Origin of the sequence: Neobacillus drentensis (assembly GCF_036965245.1) — a bacterium.
Taxonomy (GTDB): Bacteria; Bacillota; Bacilli; order Bacillales; family Cytobacillaceae; genus Neobacillus; species Neobacillus drentensis_G.
Genome location: NZ_JBALPG010000017.1, coordinates 38007 through 54766, shown reverse-complemented (window position 1 = coordinate 54766; position 16760 = coordinate 38007). Strand labels below are relative to the sequence as shown.

Genomic DNA, 16760 nt, shown 5'->3' with positions numbered 1-16760 from the left:
ATTTACTACAAAATCCAAAGTACTTACTACATTTTTTGTAAAAAGTAGTAAATGCCCTTTAATTACATTGGTCTAAATAGCGCTCCTTGTTATTCTGTTTTGTTCGTCGATAGAGAATAATCGCAACTGAGACAACAATTAAGACCACCGAAATCGTTTGCGCCATCCGCAGGCTGCCAAGCATTAGGCTATCCGTCCGCAGACCTTCCACATAAAAGCGGCCGACAGAATACCAAATGACGTAGGAAAGAAACATCTCACCGCGGCGAAGATTCACACGTCGCAGCAAAATTAAAAGGAAAAAGCCGATCAAGTCCCAGATGGATTCATATAAAAATGTTGGATGGTAATACGTTCCATTAATATACATTTGATTGATAATAAAGTCCGGTAAATGCAGGTTTTCAAGGAACGACCTTGTTACTTCACCGCCATGGGCTTCCTGGTTCATAAAATTTCCCCAGCGGCCGATTGCCTGTCCGAGAATAATACTTGGTGCCGCAATATCAGCAATTTTCCAAAAGGAAAGCCCTCGTTTTTTGGCAAAAATAATCGTCGTAATAACAGACCCGATCAAGGCCCCGTGAATCGCAATCCCGCCGTTCCATATTTTCGGGATATCTGCCGGATGATTGACATAATAATCCCATTCAAAAATCACATAATAAATCCGCGCCGAAATAATTGCGATCGGAATCGCCCACAGCATCAAATCGGCAAACGTGTCCTTTGGCAGTCCCCTTCGATCGCCTTCCCTTATCGCGAGAAACAGTGCAAGTGCCAGGCCTGAGCCAATAATAATCCCATACCAGTGCACTTCAATCGGGCCAAGTGAAAAGGCAATTGGGTTAAGCGGCTGAATCGTTTCGTTCATTCTTATCTCCCCTTACATATCTTCATGTTCCCCATCTTCAATCACATCAGAAAGACGCTCTGTAAATTGCTGTGCCGCATTCACGCCCATTCGTTTTAACCGGAAATTCATCGCTGCTACTTCGATGATGACAGCCAGGTTTCGTCCAGGGCGAACGGGAACGGTCAGTTTCGTGACCTCTGTGTCAATAATCTTCATTTTCTCCTCATCTAAACCAAGGCGGTCATATTGCTTTTTAGAATCCCAGATTTCTAAATCCATGATCAGCGTGATCCGCTTATTGCTGCGGACAGCACCGGCACCGAATAATGTCATCACGTTGATAATCCCCAGGCCGCGGATTTCTAATAAATGTTCGATTAAATCCGGTGATGTACCGACTAAGGTATCCTGGTCTTCCTGACGGATTTCCACGCAATCATCGGCAACAAGGCGATGGCCGCGCTTAACGAGCTCCAGCGCCGTTTCACTTTTACCGACACCGCTTTTACCGGTAATTAACACTCCGATTCCATAAACGTCCACCAATACACCGTGGACTGCCGTTGTCGGTGCCAGCTTGCTCTCTAAATAATTGGTTAGACGGCTTGAAAAACGGGTGGTCTTCATGCTTGTCCGAAGAACAGGTACTGATTCACGTTCTGATGCTTCCAATAGCTCGACTGGAACTTCAATTTCCCTTGTGACAATGATCGCCGGGGTGATATCGGTACATAACCGTTCCATTCGGGAAACGCGTTCCCCTTCAGGCAGTTCTTCAAAAAAGGACAGTTCAGTTTTTCCTAATAGTTGAATTCGTTCCGCAGGATAAAATTCAAAATAACCGGCCATTTCAATTCCCGGCCGAGATATATCACTTGTGGTAATGGGGCGGTTAATTCCTTCTTCACCGCTGACCAATTCTAGCTTAAATTTCTCCAATATATCTTTGGTGCGTACTTTTGGCAAGAAGCTTCCTCCTAACGGATTTTTTATAATCTGAAAAATTCATTTCCTCTTATTTTAGCATTTTTTGATGAAGAACCAAATGGAAGTTGTTCAAAAAATTGAAAAGGTGCAGACCAATTGTAAATGGTGTGCACCCGTTTCAATTAATTTTTCGCTTTTCTTGATGGCTCCAGAATTGTTTTTTGAATAATTAAGTTCACAAGCGACATCAGCACCGCAATAAACAGCGCCATACCAAAGCTGGAGATTTCAAAGGCATCGCCCATTAAATAATCGGTCAGTTCAAGTGTAATCGCGTTGATAACGAAAAGAAAAAGCCCCATCGTTAAAACCGTCACTGGTAAGGTAAACAAAATGAGGAGCGGACGCACCAGCACATTTAAGATGGATAATAAAATGCTTGCCTGAAGTGCGGCCCAAAATCCAGTAAGTTGAAAGCTCTCGTGAAAATAGCCGGCAAGTGCTAAAAATAAAACCGCATTAATCAAACATCCAATCAGCCATCTCATCTCTAACGTCCCCTACTTATTCTTCTTGTGATTTGTGAATCGTAATCGAGCCTGATTTCGTATCAGCATAGATTCTCATCATTTTATCAGAAGGATTGACAGATTGGAAGCGAAGCGATTTTTGAATCATTTCGCTTTTCTCTTCTATCACCTGAACGCCTGTAAGGTTCACATTAAAACCGCCGAGATTTGTTTTAATCTCGCCATTAACAGGTACTCCCTCTGGAACAAATAAATCAATGCCGCCCGTGGTCGCTTTTGCTTGAATCAATTCAGAACGTTTCCCACGCATGTTTACACTGATATTTCCGTTAAACGACTGCGACTCAACCTTTCTAAAATCGCCATCAAGTTGAATGGCACCGTTTATTGTCTCTGTTTCCACCTCATCGAACTGGCTGCCAATGAGATTGATTTTCCCGTTTGCGGTTTCCACTTCGGCCTTTTTTCCATTTACACGATTGAGGTCTATTTTTCCATTAGCGGTTTTTACACGAAGGTCACTTGCATTCATTTCTTCACCTGTAACTCCGCCATTAAACATTCTAATGCGCACGCGCTCATATTGCGCTTTTGGCACATGAATGACCGCATCAACCTTCATCCATTTTTGCTGCGTGCTAAAACGCAATTTTTGGTGTTCAACAGTAAAAAGGACATCACGTAAAAAGTTTTGCCGCGCCTGATCCTGATTGTCCACACGGTACACCTTTGCCTGGCACTCAATCCTAACATCCGGCTGATCCCAAGCGGCAAGCTTAACGGAACCGTTGGCCACATCGATGTCCATATCTTTTAAATCAACATCACCTTGATGGAAAATATGAGAGATATCAATAGATTGGCCAAAGTTTAAATCAAAATCAAGATCTTTAATTTTTTTCAAAGCTGAATCAACAAATTCAAAAATCTTATCTTTTGTTGATTGGTATTTCGCTTGGAATGGGTCTTCCTTTTTTGCTTCTTCAAACTGAACAGCAGTGGAAAGCTCGTTCACTAATTGTTCCTGCTTCTGCTCCATCGTTTGCTGCGCTTTTTCCAGTTCATCGAGAAGCATTACCGCTTCATCTACCTTCAGCTTTCCTTCTTCAACCATTTGCAGTATCCGTTTTCTTTCCTCTTTCATCTTCTCCACCTCAGATATAAATTATTTTCTCCTATAAAACTTATTCAGCTAAGAGAACCTTTACGCCTTTGACAATGTTCCAAATTACTACAACGCCCCAAATGATGACAAGCACAATGATGCTAATTATGGTAAAAGCAGGAATCGTATCTTGAATTTTTGTAAAATCATAAAACACAGCAAATATAATGATCGGTGTCGTAATAAGCGGAATTAAATGCGATAATAATGATTTCTTGGCGTGCCGCTTTGTCTCTTCATCTCCAGTAGCAAAATAGACAGCAAGCGGAAAAATAAACCCTGCGAAAAAAATACTGAAATAGCACAAACTAGAAAGTACTTTTTTTGTTTCCATTTCGTTTATCACCTCTATCCTTTATGTACGCTCCAGAATGAAAAAAGTTTCTATAAATCGGTTCGAAAGGTCCGGTATTTTTTTTCAAAAAACTTTTGCAAGCCATCGGCGAACATATTAAAAGTGTAAATGGTCATGGCAATTGCCCCGATAACGGAAAACGGGATCCATTCATAAGAAAAAATATCTGCCGTTATGGTGCGAAACATCGTCGGCCAAGCTAGGGAGGTATTGACCACTTCATAAGCACCACTCTCCTCCGACACAAATTTATGCGTGACATAGATATGAACGATACCAAGCTGTGCAAGTAAGAAAAGCACCCTTCCCATATCATTGATAATCAGGATAATAATATGCGGCAGGACGACGGGCAAATAATATTTTTTAAACATTCCTAAAGGCGAACCGCCTGCAACAATCCCCGCTTCAATATAGGGCCGTTTCTGTGTTTCCTTCATGTGCTGCAGAATAATCTCCGCCACCCTGCCCGTTTCGAGAACAGCCAGCACAAGAATAATTAACATTGCCCTGTCTGGAGAAAAGAAGATAAACGGCAGGGTCACAAAAAAGGAAACAAAAAAGATCGGCGGCATAAAGGAAAACACCTGCTGCCAGGCCTGCAAAAATACTTCTAGTAATCTCGAATAAAACCCGCCGATTGCTAATGGAATGGCAATTAGATAACGGACAAAGACTACAAGAACGACAATGGTTAGCGTTTCTTTTGCCCCCATAATGATTTGACTGAGTACATCAACACCATAGTGGTCGCTTCCCAGTGGAAAACCCTCTCGAGGTGGAATCGGCGGGAGAATAAACGCCCCTTCTTTCGTTTTCACTACACCTGTTTGTTTTAAATCTTGATCGACAAAAGGCAGATGAGGCCCGGCGAACACAAAAAACAATAAAACTAATAAAAAAATCGAACTGATCCAAAGCTTCCAATTCTTCAACTCGATTCCCTCCTTTCGATAGGAGATACTAGTCCTTTGGCGATTTGACTGAGAGTTTTTGAAATAAAAATAATGGCCGTAAAGAGGATAATATATCCTGCTGCAGGATATAAACTGATTTCAAACTGCTGCCCGGTGCGAAAGATAGCAGGAGATGCAAGAGTTTCATAGAAGAAAAAGGCAGCGCCGCGGTAATTCGTCAGGTACTCGACAATAAACAAGTTTGATAGAGTATAAAGGGTAATCGTATTTGTATGACTAAAAATCTTAACATAACAATTTTTTAATACATGGCGGTACAACACCTTAAAGGAGGAAGTCCCTTTTGAAAGGGCCGTGCGTATGTAGTCCATGCCTTGCTCATCACGAATGCTGAAATAAGTAATATTCGCTATGTAAAATAACGGATATATTGCGAGAAAAATAATGTCTAATAGAATGACACTTGGTTCTTCACTGCCGTAAACCTTTATATGAGGAAGGATTCCTGCTTCATAGCCCTCCATTATTAGGAGCTGCAGAGAAATAATCAGAAATAAATCTGGTATCGATAAGAAAAATCGTGTTGTTCTGACCCCGAACAGTTTCCCTCGCCGGCTGCGAATCCGAAAGTCAAATACACCTTTGGCAATGCCGAGAAAGAGGCCAATCATTAATGCAGGAATCGTAATCAACATGCTTTTTTTAAACGTACGCAAAATATTTTCGTTGAGAGAATGCCCATTATAGACAGTGCCAAGGCCTTTATTATCCTTAATATACTTGAAAAAATCTTTAAACTGCTGTACATGTACCTGGGCGGAATAGTCATATTTGGCACTAATGAACATTCCGCGGGGGCCCGCTGTGTAGTCAGCTGTTCGAGGCAAAAATAACAGTGCTAAAAAAATGGTAGTCGCAATACACCACAATAGCATTTGATAGAGTACCGAACGTAAAATCATGTTTTCATCTCCTTCATGTTATATTTTACTAACATTTCAAAGATGTTTCAATTTTCGGATTAATTTATAGGGAAGGGGGACGAAAAAGCTGGTTAGAGGTAGCAATTTTTTGTAAGGAAAGGGCTGAAGCTTGGGTTCTACTGATTTTTGGAGGATTCCGCGGGGGTTTTGGGTATTCCGCGAAACTTCTCACTTCGAGGGTGACCCGCTGAATTGTTGGGAGCGATTCCGCCGATTTGGAGTGGAATTCCGCCAAGAGATCCATTTATTCCGCCAAACTTCGAAGGAATTCCGCCAATCTTTCTATTTATTCCGCCAAATTTCAAAGAAATTCCGCCAAACTCATCATTTCGAGGGTAACCCGCTGGATTGTGGGGAGCGATTCCGCCAAACTATTCATTTATTCCGCCAATATTTCTATTTAATCCACCAAATTTCAGAAGAATTCCGCCAAACTCATTATTTCGAGGGTAACTCGCTGGATTGTGGAGAGCGATTCCGCCGATTTGGTCAGGAATTCCGCCAAACCATTCATTTATTCCGCCAAACTTCAAAGAAATTCCGCCAAACCCATCATTTCGAGTGTGATCCGCAGGATTATGTGGAGTGATTCCGCCGATTTGGTGTGGAATTCCACCAAACTCATAAAAATCGAATTCAACTCCTTAAAAAAACAAAAAAAGAGCCGAAACAGCAGGAACACCCTACAAATTTCGGCACTTCTTTACAACTTATGCATTTACGGTACTTTTGTCATCAATTTGCTGTTTCATTCTTAAGCGATCCCGCTCAAGGATTGGCTTCAAATATTTTCCGGTATAAGACTCAGGAGTCTCTGCAACCTTTTCCGGTGTCCCCGTTGCGATAATGGTTCCGCCCTTGTCGCCGCCTTCAGGACCAAGGTCGATGAGGTAATCGGCGGCCTTGATGACATCAAGGTTGTGTTCGATGACCAAAACCGTATCACCGTTTTCTACCAAGCGCTGCAATACAACCAGCAAACGGGATATGTCATCGACATGAAGACCGGTCGTCGGCTCATCCAAAATATAGAAGGACTTGCCTGTTGAACGGCGGTGCAGCTCTGAAGCAAGCTTTACACGCTGGGCTTCTCCTCCGGATAATGTTGTCGCCGGCTGGCCGAGTTTAATATAGCCAAGGCCGACATCCAAAATCGTTTGCAGCTTGCGGCTGATTTTTGGAATGTTTTCGAAAAACTCAACCGCAGCTTCGACAGTCATATCTAAAATATCCGAAATATTTTTTCCTTTATACTTCACTTCCAATGTTTCGCGGTTATAACGTTTGCCGTGACATACCTCGCAAGGAACATACACATCAGGCAAAAAGTGCATTTCAATTTTGATGATCCCATCACCGCGACAGGCTTCACAACGTCCGCCCTTCACATTAAAGCTGAAGCGTCCTTTTTTATAGCCGCGAACCTTTGCCTCATTCGTGGCCGAAAACACATCGCGGATATCATCAAACACACCCGTATAGGTTGCCGGATTAGAGCGCGGCGTCCGGCCGATTGGTGACTGATCGATATCAATCACTTTTTCTAAATAATCGATTCCTTTCATACTTTTGTGTTCCCCTGGCTTTGTTTTCGCTTTATGAAGCTTTTGTGCCAGCGATTTATGAAGAATCTCGTTAATTAGTGTACTTTTTCCGGAACCAGACACACCGGTTACCGCAATGAACATGCCAAGCGGAAACTTTACATTGACATTTTTTAAATTATTTTCCGATGCTCCCTTGATTTCAATATAGCGGCCATCCGGCTTGCGGCGTTCCAATGGTAATGGGATAAACTTCTTCCCTGCTAAATATTGACCAGTTAGCGAGTTCGGATCCGCCATTACTTCCGCAGGTGTTCCAGCGGAGACCACTTCACCACCATGGACACCGGCACCTGGGCCAATATCAATCAAATAATCGGCAGCAAGCATCGTATCTTCGTCGTGTTCCACAACAATCAAGGTGTTGCCGATATCGCGCATGCTTTGGAGTGTTCCGATTAAGCGTTCATTGTCACGCTGATGAAGACCAATAGACGGCTCATCCAAAATGTACAACACCCCGGTTAAGCGCGAACCGATTTGCGTAGCCAAGCGAATCCGCTGGGCCTCCCCGCCTGACAGTGTTCCTGCCGTGCGGCTAAGTGTTAAATAATCAAGGCCGACATTAATTAAGAAGCCAAGACGTTCACTGATTTCGCGAAAAATCAGCTTGGCAATTTGCATTTCTTTTTCAGACAGCTTTAATTCAGCAAAAAATTGATGTGCTTCTTCAATCGAAAGGTCCGTCACTTGGGCAATATGGCGACCGTTAATCAAAACTGCTAACGTTTCCTTTTTCAAACGGAAGCCTTTACAGGTTGGGCATGGCTGCTGTGCCATGTATTTTTCCATTTGTTCACGGATATAATCAGAACTTGTCTCCTTATAGCGGCGCTCGACGTTACGGATGACACCCTCAAATTCGACATGTCCTTCGCGGATTTGACCAAAATCATTCTCATAGCGAAAATAAATTTTTTCACGGCCGGAACCATAGAGCACTTTTTCAAAAAGGTGTTCCGGAATATCCTTAACGGGAATATTCATATCTACCCCGAAATGATTGCAAACGGCCTCTAAGAGCTGTGGATAATACTGTGAACTTGTCGGCTCCCAAGGGGCAATCGCATGCTGCTTTAACGTTAAGTCCTTATTTGGAATGACAAGATCAACATCGACTTCGAGCTTGGAGCCGAGTCCATCACACTGTGGGCAGGCACCGAATGGACTGTTAAAGGAAAACATCCGCGGCTCGAGCTCTCCGATGGAAAAACCACAGTGCGGGCAGGCATGATTTTCACTAAATAGCAGCTCTTCCTCACCGATGACATCGACGATGACTTTTCCTTCGCCAAGTTTCAAAGCCGTTTCAAGCGAATCAGCTACCCTGGCAGCGATTCCTTCTTTGACGACAATCCGGTCAACGACGACTTCAATCGAGTGCTTTTTATTTTTTTCAAGTTCAATCTCATCACCGAGATCCATCATTTCACCGTCAACGCGTACCCGGACAAAGCCTTGCTTCTTCACATCTTCGAGGACCTTAACATGCGTTCCTTTTCTCCCGGAAACAACCGGGGCGAGGATTTGCATTTTCGTTCTCTCTGGATATTCAAGAATCCGGTCGACCATTTGCTCAATCGTTTGTGAGGAAATTTCTATATGGTGAATCGGGCAGGTTGGATGTCCGACTCTTGCGTATAATAATCGTAAATAATCATAGATTTCTGTCACCGTCCCGACCGTCGAGCGTGGGTTGCGGCTTGTTGTTTTTTGATCAATCGATATCGCTGGGGATAGGCCCTCAATCGCATCGACGTCAGGTTTATCCATTTGACCGAGGAATTGCCTTGCATAAGCCGAAAGTGATTCTACATAACGGCGCTGTCCTTCCGCATAAATCGTATCAAACGCTAGCGAGGACTTCCCTGACCCGGAAAGTCCCGTCAAGACAACAAGCTTATCTCGCGGAATCGTGACATCGATATTTTTCAAATTGTGGGCTCTGGCGCCTTTCACGATCAGTTTTTCCATTGCCATGTGTATACGTCATCCTTCCGCTTTCAACTCTAATAGTAAATCTCGAAGCTCTGCCGCTCGTTCAAAATTAAGCGCTTTGGCTTCGGCCTTCATTTCTTTTTCCATTGTGGCAATCAATTTATCTTTTTCCTTTTTGTTCATCTTGCTAAACGATGCCGCTGGTGAGTACTCTTCCTGTTCCTCAGCCGCATGGGTGGCGCGAATGACATCACGGATTTCTTTTTGAATCGTCTGAGGGGTGACACCGTGTTTCTTATTATAGTCCTCTTGGATCTCACGGCGCCGCTTCGTCTCACTGATCGCCTTCTCCATCGAATCAGTTATTCGGTCGGCATACATAATCACATGGCCGTTGGCATTCCGGGCGGCCCGGCCGATGGTTTGGATTAACGACCGTTCTGAACGAAGGAAACCCTCTTTGTCCGCATCGAGAATCGTAATGAGGGAAACCTCAGGTATATCAAGACCTTCACGGAGTAGGTTTATGCCGACAAGAACGTCATATTTGCCAAGGCGGAGCTCACGGATAATTTCAATCCGTTCGAGTGTTTTAACCTCGGAATGCAAATATTGCACCTTGATGCCGATTTCTTTCAAGTAATCTGTTAGGTCCTCCGACATTTTTTTCGTTAACGTAGTGACGAGGACACGTTCATTTTTCTTAATCCGCTCCTGAATTTCACCAATCAAGTCATCGATTTGTCCTTCAATTGGACGGACTTCGATTGTAGGATCGAGAAGCCCCGTCGGCCGGATAATTTGCTGAATCATTTCTGGCGTATGCTCCATTTCATACGGACCAGGTGTAGCCGAAACAAAAATGGCATTGTGAACATGCTTTTCAAATTCATCAAAGGTGAGCGGTCTGTTATCAAGTGCTGACGGAAGACGGAAACCGTGGTCCACAAGTACCTGTTTCCTCGCTTTATCCCCATTGAACATCCCTCTTACTTGCGGGAGGGTAACATGCGACTCGTCAATAATCAGCAGGAAGTCTTCCGGAAAATAATCCATCAAGGTATATGGAGTAGAACCGGCAGGTCTTAGTGTCAGATGACGTGAGTAATTCTCAATCCCTGAACAGAAGCCCATTTCACGCATCATTTCTAGGTCGTAGCGTGTCCGCTGTTCAATCCGCTGTGCTTCGAGCAATTTATTGTCAGCCCGGAGGACAGCAAGTCGTTCCTCCAGTTCCTTTTCAATATTCTCGATCGCAACACGCATTTTCTCTTCTCGTGTTACGAAGTGGGATGCCGGGAAAATGGCCACGTGCTCACGTTCGCCGATTATTTCTCCTGTAAGGGCATCGACTTCGCGGATGCGATCAATTTCATCACCGAAAAATTCGACTCTCATACAATGCTCATCACGTGAAACAGGGAAAATCTCCACGACATCGCCGCGGACACGGAATGTACCCCGCTTGAAATCAATATCATTACGTTCATATTGAATATCGACGAGGCGGTGGAGCAGCTGATTACGCTCGATTTCCATCCCTGTTCTTAGTGACAGGACCATCTCGCGGTATTCTTCAGGCGAACCGAGACCGTAAATGCAGGAGACACTGGCGATGATAATGACATCCTTCCGCTCAAATAAAGAAGACGTAGCCGAGTGGCGCAGTTTATCAATCTCGTCGTTGATACTGGCATCTTTTTCAATGAATGTATCTGTCTGTGGAACGTAGGCTTCTGGCTGATAGTAATCATAGTAACTGACAAAATACTCCACCGCATTGTTCGGAAAAAAATCCTTGAACTCACTGTAAAGCTGGCCGGCAAGTGTTTTGTTGTGGGCAATGACAAGGGTTGGTTTGTTTACCTCTTTAATGACGTTTGAAACGGTAAATGTCTTACCCGTACCAGTGGCGCCAAGGAGCGTTTGATGGCGTTTATTTTGCTTGATACCTTCAACTAATTGGCGAATGGCCTCTGGTTGATCTCCTTGTGGCGAGTACTTTGAAACTAAATCAAATTGGTCCTTCACAATGGTTTCCTCCCGTTAAAAAAATCACTTTACAGCTTGAAAAACTTGTTTATTGACGGGATTAGGCTGAAAAGTGTAGTCTCTAAAATTTCATATTAACATTCTACCACATTCCCCCAAAAACAAACCAATAATATGCGAACTAGTATTCGTTTTTTTTATTTATGGGCTTCATAAGAGGAGTTTTTTAGAAAAAAATATGCTTCTCAGCAATTTTGGGTTTCTAACGATGGCAAGAAATTTTGTTATGACTCATTTTTTCATTGTTTTAGATCATTTTTTTGAACGATTGGCTCACTTTTATCATGTATTGGCGCATTTTATATATTATTGGCTCATTTTTCATGCGTTATGTTTTTTTAGCATTTTATACCAATTAAACATAGAAGATTTGTGACTACAGCAAAAAAAAAGCCCGCCATAACTGGCAGACTTACGATTATTAACTTTTTTTCACAGCTCGAGATTTCATTTTTGCCGCCAGCCAGAAGCCTGCGGTTAATGAAAAGGCATCAATTACAATGAGGAAGAAGTTGTTGGTATAACCTTTATATGCAGATGCAGCGATAAGTGCAATGGTTAAGACAAGACCGATATGACGATTGTACGTGACACGTGTAAAAAGTAAGACTAGTAACCCTGGCAAAATAAACGCCGATAAAAATTGAATAACCCCTATCAATGGGCTCCCACCTTATTAAAAGATTTCTGTTAATTTATTCTAGAAATTTATCCATAAAATTGCAACAAAAATATGACCAGTGCTTGTCTACTTTTCAATTTTCAGATAACCAGCAGCTTCTTTTTTATGAGAAAATAAGCTGACCATTACAAATCCAATGAATGAAAGCACAATCGGCATGACAACCGTATGAAGTCCGAATGCATTTGGATAAAAACGATCTAATAGAATATAAGACCCCATTCCTAAAATCATAGATGTGATGGCCCCGTATTTATTTCCTTTACTCCAATACAATCCCAATATGACGGGCCAGATAAAGACGGATTCTAGACCGCCAAATGAAAATAAATTTAGCCAGACAATTAAATCAGGCGGGCTCAACGCCAGAATAATTACTAGGATGCCAATAATAGCCGTTACACTAAAGCTGACCTTTTTCACATGATCATCGCCGGCATTCGGCTTAATGTAATTTAAATACACATCCTTAACCAGTGCAGAGCTCACCAAAATCAGCAGAGCATCAACCGTCGACATGATGGCCGCCATTGGGGCAGCAAGGACAATACCGGCAACAAACGGCGGCAGGACCTTCATAGATAACAAGGGCATGACTGTATCACCGATTTTTACCCCCGGAAGCACTGGTCTTGCGAAAACACCAATAAGATGCATACCAAGCATGATGAAGCCGACAACAATCGTTCCGATAATGATGGCGCTATGCATTGCTTTAGAATTTTTGTAAGACATCGCTCTTACCGTTATTTGCGGCAGCCCCACCACACCTATTCCCACTAAAATCCAAAAGGAAGAAACATAGGCTGGCGTGAGGGTTCCCTCTGCACCAAATGGAGTAATCAAGTTCGGATTTTCCGCTGCTAAATCAGAAATTATCTTCGGGACTCCACCGCCTGCTTTAATGGTAGCTATCAGAAGAATCAACGTTCCCACGAACATAACGACGCCCTGAACGGCATCGGTTAGAGCAACGGCCCGAAAGCCACCGACAATGACAAAGACAAGGACGGAAAAGGCAAAGATTAATAGACCTGTTGTGTACGGTAAGCCTGTAAGCGATTCAACCAGCCGCGCCCCGCCAATCCATTGGGCGGTCATCGATGAAAAAAGAAAGATAATGATGCTTGCCGCAGATAAAATCACAACGGTTTTACTTTTATACCGCTCTTTAAGAAAATCGATGAGGGTAATGGCCTTATATTGACGAGCGACAATCGCAAATTTTTTTCCTAAAACCATTAACGTAAAATAACCGGTTGCGACCTGGGCCATTGCAAGCAGCACCCATCCTAACCCTTGCGTATAGGCGATACCTGGGCCGCCGATAAAACTGCTTGCACTTCCATAGGTTGCCACCATAGTCATAGCCAAGATGAACCCGCCCATTTGCCGCTCACCTAGAAAATATTCTTCGAGGAACGAATTGGATTTGAGGACAAATTTATTTGACCAAAATCCAACAGCAAAGATAATAAGTAAGAAAATGATTAATGGGGTAATAACGGCCCAATTCACTTGATGTCCCCCTCTTCCTCGTCGAAGGGAACATCTTTAAACAAGAATTTCACCGTCAGAATAACAAGAATAACCATGACTACAAATCCTGCGATACAACTGTAAAAGAACCATGCAGGAAAACCAAATATGTATGTATAATTTTCAACTTTATCCGAACCGAGACCATAAGCAAACCCATACCACCAGATAAAATTGATGATAACGAGGGCAACTCCTATTAGAGCTTCCCTATGTGCGATTTTGAAACGCTTGTCCAGCGGATGAACTGTGTGTTTCAACAGTATTCCTCCTCAAATTGTGGTTACATTATTTTAAACTAACAAAGAACATTTTACCAAACAAACTTGAGAGATAAAGAAAAATGCACAAAAAAAACTTATCAGAATGTGTAAATGATTCAGTACACTTAATCATCCTATAAAAAGATTCCTGCTTCAAGAAATTTAACAGCTTCTATTAGTATAAAACCCAATCCATCGTATTTTGAGATAGCCCATTACTCTTAATTGAAAATGTCACTCTTAATCTTCTATCACATAATACATTCCTATTAAGAATATATATGTTACAGAATTATATCTATTTTTCATTCTAAACTTGGCTAAGATTTTTGAAGATAACAATTTAGAGTAGGGAGGGAAGAAGATGTTATACACAGACGAGTTTATGGAAAGTTTACGGATGGAAGGCGATCCGATTCCTGACCAGATTATTGAAGAATTATTTCAGAACAGTCAGGTTGGTACAGTAAACGCTTTGTTAAGACAACTAATGAACAACGATCAGTCTTACCCTGAGGAGTTACCAGACAACATTGAATTTTGGCTGAAGGATACAGCCTGTTGTCCAGATGGTGTTGACTGGGCTCGAATGAGAAATGCAGCTGACTTATTTCAGGAACACGGTATTGCCATCACCCTACTACTAGCTACAAGCTCGCTTGTGCATTGTTATGCAGCACGTAAAGGTGTTAAGGTCCTTACGTTTAGTTATCGATTAGGGCAAAATGCTTACCGCAGGATAGCAGAAACGGGACAATTCGTCCTTCAAATCATGGCCCCAGGGGGACTTAAATCAGGAGGTCAAGGAATCAAGTCGATTCAAAAAGTCCGTTTAATGCATTCAGCTATCCGACACTTGATTCAAAAAACAGGCAGATGGGACGAAAAGGAACTCGGTATCCCCATTTGTCAGGAAGATTTACTTGGTACTCTATTAACCTTTTCTAGTGTGATTATTGATGGTCTTCGCCGTTTAGGTATGAAAGTAACAGAAGAACAGGCTGAAGATTATCTATACTTTTGGAAAATTGTCGGGGGCATGATGGGGATTCGCGAGGATATTATTCCACAAACCATGGAACAGTTTACTATATTAGCAGAAACAATTGGAAAGCGTCACCATGGGCCTTCTCCCGAGGGGGTACAAATGACTCGAGCTCTTCTTGAATTTCATGGTGACCTTATTCCTGGTCAGATGTTTGACAACATTATCCCTGCTCTGATTAGAGAATTAGTGGGGGACGAAATAGCAGATTGGATGGATGTTCCCCGCTCTGATTGGCAAAAGTTAATGAAGCTCAAAGAACTAATGGGTTTATTTCTAGATTCAGATTATACAGGTGTTTTAGGAAGTATGACGAATCGGCTTGGGCTGGCATTGTTGCAGCGTCAGTCACTTGCTATGACAGATTATGAATATACCCCTTTTTTAATACCAACAGAACTTCGAAGGGTATGGGGGATTTCTGGAGATGAGGAAAAAAGGATATAAAAAATGAAAAAAAAAATGCGTGTTCTCATACTTGGCGGAGGAGCTTATGGTTATGCAAGGGGCATCCGAAATTGGTTACCACATCCTTTAGAAGGCAGCTGTCCACCCCATCAGTTGAAAACAGCTTTATCTGCTTTAAATAATTTAGTGCCTGAAATAAAATAGGGGTTACGTTTATAAAAAACGTATCCCCCTTTATTAATATTAACTAGTTACACGTCCCGTGCGGGCATGGGCAGCCGTTTGTTTCTTTTTCGACTTGGATGGTGCTGTGTTCGATGTGAAATTCGTCATGAAGGAGCCGCTGCGACTGTGATAGGATTTCATCATGAACTCCTTCATCAGAGATGGTAATATGGCAGCTTAAAACAGGATATCCGGAAGTAATCGTCCAAATATGAAGGTCATGGACTTCCTTTACGAGTGGAATCCTGCCGAGCGCCACTTTTACTTGATTCATATCAATTTGCGTTGGAGCACCCTCCATTAAAATATGGAAAGAGTCTTTAGTTACACGGAATCCGCTGACAAGGATCAAGACAGCAACAATGACGCTGGCAATCGGGTCGGCAATGCCCCAGCCGAAAAACATGATCAGGAGTGCCGCAATAATCGCTCCGACCGACCCGAGCATATCACCAATGACATGTAAAAAGGCACTTCTGACATTCAAGTTTTCATCCTTGTCACCTTGCATTAAAATCCAAGCAGCAATAATGTTTACTACTAATCCCGTTACCGATATGACCAGCATCCCTGTACTTTGCACTTCTGGGGGAGCGAAAAAGCGCTGGATGGCTTCATAAAAAATAAATAAAGAAATGACTATCAGCGTTAATCCGTTCAGTGCTGCTGCAATAATTTCAAATCGTTTATAGCCATAGGTTTTTTCTTGGGAAACCTTCTTCTCACCGAGCTTAATAGCGAAGAAGCTTAGCCCAAGTGCCGCGGCGTCACTAAGCATGTGACCGGCATCAGACAATAATGCCAAACTGTTTGTCAGTAGTCCTCCGATTACTTCGACAATCATAAATGCGGCAATCAGAATAAAGGAACTCAATAAGGCTTTTTTGTTCCCTGTATGTGAATGACCATGTGAGTGGCCGTGTGAATGGCCATGATGGTGATGATGACCCATGTTTATCCCCCCAAGAGCCCCATGGTTGAGGCTCTTTTATTTTTCTTTTTCTAAAACGAAATTGTTACGAATAAGGCTAGTTTTTTCTAAAGTTTTTGTTTCGATTCATGGAGTGGATTTAAACCGCTAATTTCCATTAGGAAAAAAATCAATTTATAAAAGTATGGACTAGCTTCGCAAATAAATGGGCCAGTTTCGCAAATAAACTCCTGAATTCGCAAATAAATGGACTAGTTTCTCCAATAAACAAGCGATATTCGTAAATATGCTCGTTTTTGAAACAAACAATGCCTCTGAAATTCATTTTATCAGCGAGAAT

The 16760-nt window shown here is 42.5% G+C and carries 17 protein-coding genes; 2 read left to right on the top strand and 15 right to left on the bottom strand.

What is annotated here, in order from left to right:
- Positions 1–58: 58 nt before the first annotated feature.
- The 14 genes from lgt to V7150_RS04375 all read right to left on the bottom strand — a co-directional run bounded on the left by lgt (position 59) and on the right by V7150_RS04375 (position 13808).
- Entirely contained in the window at positions 59–874 is an 816-nt protein-coding gene (lgt, locus tag V7150_RS04440) for a prolipoprotein diacylglyceryl transferase (protein ID WP_335514031.1), read from the bottom strand.
- A 12-nt stretch (positions 875–886) separates the two neighbouring features.
- Positions 887–1822: an HPr(Ser) kinase/phosphatase gene (gene hprK / locus V7150_RS04435; protein WP_335514028.1), complete on the bottom strand. Its 936-nt coding sequence runs from the start codon at positions 1820–1822 to the stop codon at positions 887–889.
- A gap of 143 nt (positions 1823–1965) precedes the next feature.
- Positions 1966–2331, bottom strand: a complete 366-nt coding sequence (locus V7150_RS04430) for a phage holin family protein (protein WP_335514025.1) — start codon at positions 2329–2331, stop codon at positions 1966–1968.
- Positions 2332–2347: 16 nt separating this feature from the next.
- Positions 2348–3457: a DUF4097 family beta strand repeat-containing protein gene (locus V7150_RS04425; RefSeq protein WP_335514022.1), complete on the bottom strand. Its 1110-nt coding sequence runs from the start codon at positions 3455–3457 to the stop codon at positions 2348–2350.
- 40 nt (positions 3458–3497) lie between these two features.
- Complete coding sequence (locus tag V7150_RS04420) at positions 3498–3812, bottom strand: DUF4870 domain-containing protein (protein ID WP_335514019.1); 315 nt, start codon at positions 3810–3812, stop codon at positions 3498–3500.
- A 50-nt stretch (positions 3813–3862) separates the two neighbouring features.
- The gene (locus tag V7150_RS04415) at positions 3863–4768 is read right to left on the bottom strand and encodes an ABC transporter permease subunit (RefSeq protein WP_335514016.1); all 906 of its coding nucleotides are present in this window, start codon (positions 4766–4768) and stop codon (positions 3863–3865) included.
- Positions 4765–5712 carry an ABC transporter permease subunit gene (locus V7150_RS04410; RefSeq protein ID WP_335514013.1) on the bottom strand — a complete coding sequence of 316 codons (948 nt, stop codon included), beginning with the start codon at positions 5710–5712 and terminating at the stop codon, positions 4765–4767. Before V7150_RS04410 ends, V7150_RS04415 begins: the two co-directional genes overlap by 4 nt.
- Positions 5713–5849: 137 nt before the next feature.
- The gene (locus tag V7150_RS04405) at positions 5850–6038 is read right to left on the bottom strand and encodes a hypothetical protein (protein WP_335514011.1); all 189 of its coding nucleotides are present in this window, start codon (positions 6036–6038) and stop codon (positions 5850–5852) included.
- Between the two features lie 66 nt (positions 6039–6104).
- Positions 6105–6266, bottom strand: a complete 162-nt coding sequence (locus tag V7150_RS04400; protein WP_335514008.1) for a hypothetical protein — start codon at positions 6264–6266, stop codon at positions 6105–6107.
- A 177-nt stretch (positions 6267–6443) separates the two neighbouring features.
- A complete protein-coding gene (uvrA, locus tag V7150_RS04395; RefSeq protein WP_335514005.1) occupies positions 6444–9317 on the bottom strand; it encodes an excinuclease ABC subunit UvrA in 2874 nt (957 codons plus the stop codon).
- Positions 9318–9326: 9 nt separating this feature from the next.
- Positions 9327–11306 (bottom strand): excinuclease ABC subunit UvrB, encoded by a 1980-nt coding sequence (gene uvrB / locus V7150_RS04390; protein ID WP_335514002.1) that lies wholly within the window; start codon positions 11304–11306, stop codon positions 9327–9329.
- A 442-nt stretch (positions 11307–11748) separates the two neighbouring features.
- On the bottom strand, positions 11749–11988 hold the full coding sequence (locus tag V7150_RS04385; RefSeq protein WP_335513999.1) for a CsbA family protein: 240 nt from the start codon (positions 11986–11988) through the stop codon (positions 11749–11751).
- An 87-nt stretch (positions 11989–12075) separates the two neighbouring features.
- Positions 12076–13527 carry a sodium/pantothenate symporter gene (panF, locus tag V7150_RS04380; protein ID WP_335513997.1) on the bottom strand — a complete coding sequence of 484 codons (1452 nt, stop codon included), beginning with the start codon at positions 13525–13527 and terminating at the stop codon, positions 12076–12078.
- On the bottom strand, positions 13524–13808 hold the full coding sequence (locus tag V7150_RS04375) for a YhdT family protein (RefSeq protein WP_335513995.1): 285 nt from the start codon (positions 13806–13808) through the stop codon (positions 13524–13526). The genes panF and V7150_RS04375 overlap by 4 nt, the downstream gene beginning before the upstream one ends.
- A gap of 367 nt (positions 13809–14175) precedes the next feature.
- On the opposite strand from V7150_RS04375, the gene V7150_RS04370 reads away from it, so the two are divergent.
- A complete protein-coding gene (locus V7150_RS04370) occupies positions 14176–15303 on the top strand; it encodes an oxygenase MpaB family protein (protein WP_335513992.1) in 1128 nt (375 codons plus the stop codon).
- A 3-nt stretch (positions 15304–15306) separates the two neighbouring features.
- Positions 15307–15468, top strand: a complete 162-nt coding sequence (locus tag V7150_RS04365) for a hypothetical protein (protein WP_335513990.1) — start codon at positions 15307–15309, stop codon at positions 15466–15468.
- A gap of 43 nt (positions 15469–15511) precedes the next feature.
- Here V7150_RS04365 and V7150_RS04360 read toward each other — a convergent pair whose 3' ends face one another.
- The gene (locus V7150_RS04360) at positions 15512–16441 is read right to left on the bottom strand and encodes a cation diffusion facilitator family transporter (RefSeq protein ID WP_335513987.1); all 930 of its coding nucleotides are present in this window, start codon (positions 16439–16441) and stop codon (positions 15512–15514) included.
- Positions 16442–16760 lie beyond the last annotated feature (319 nt).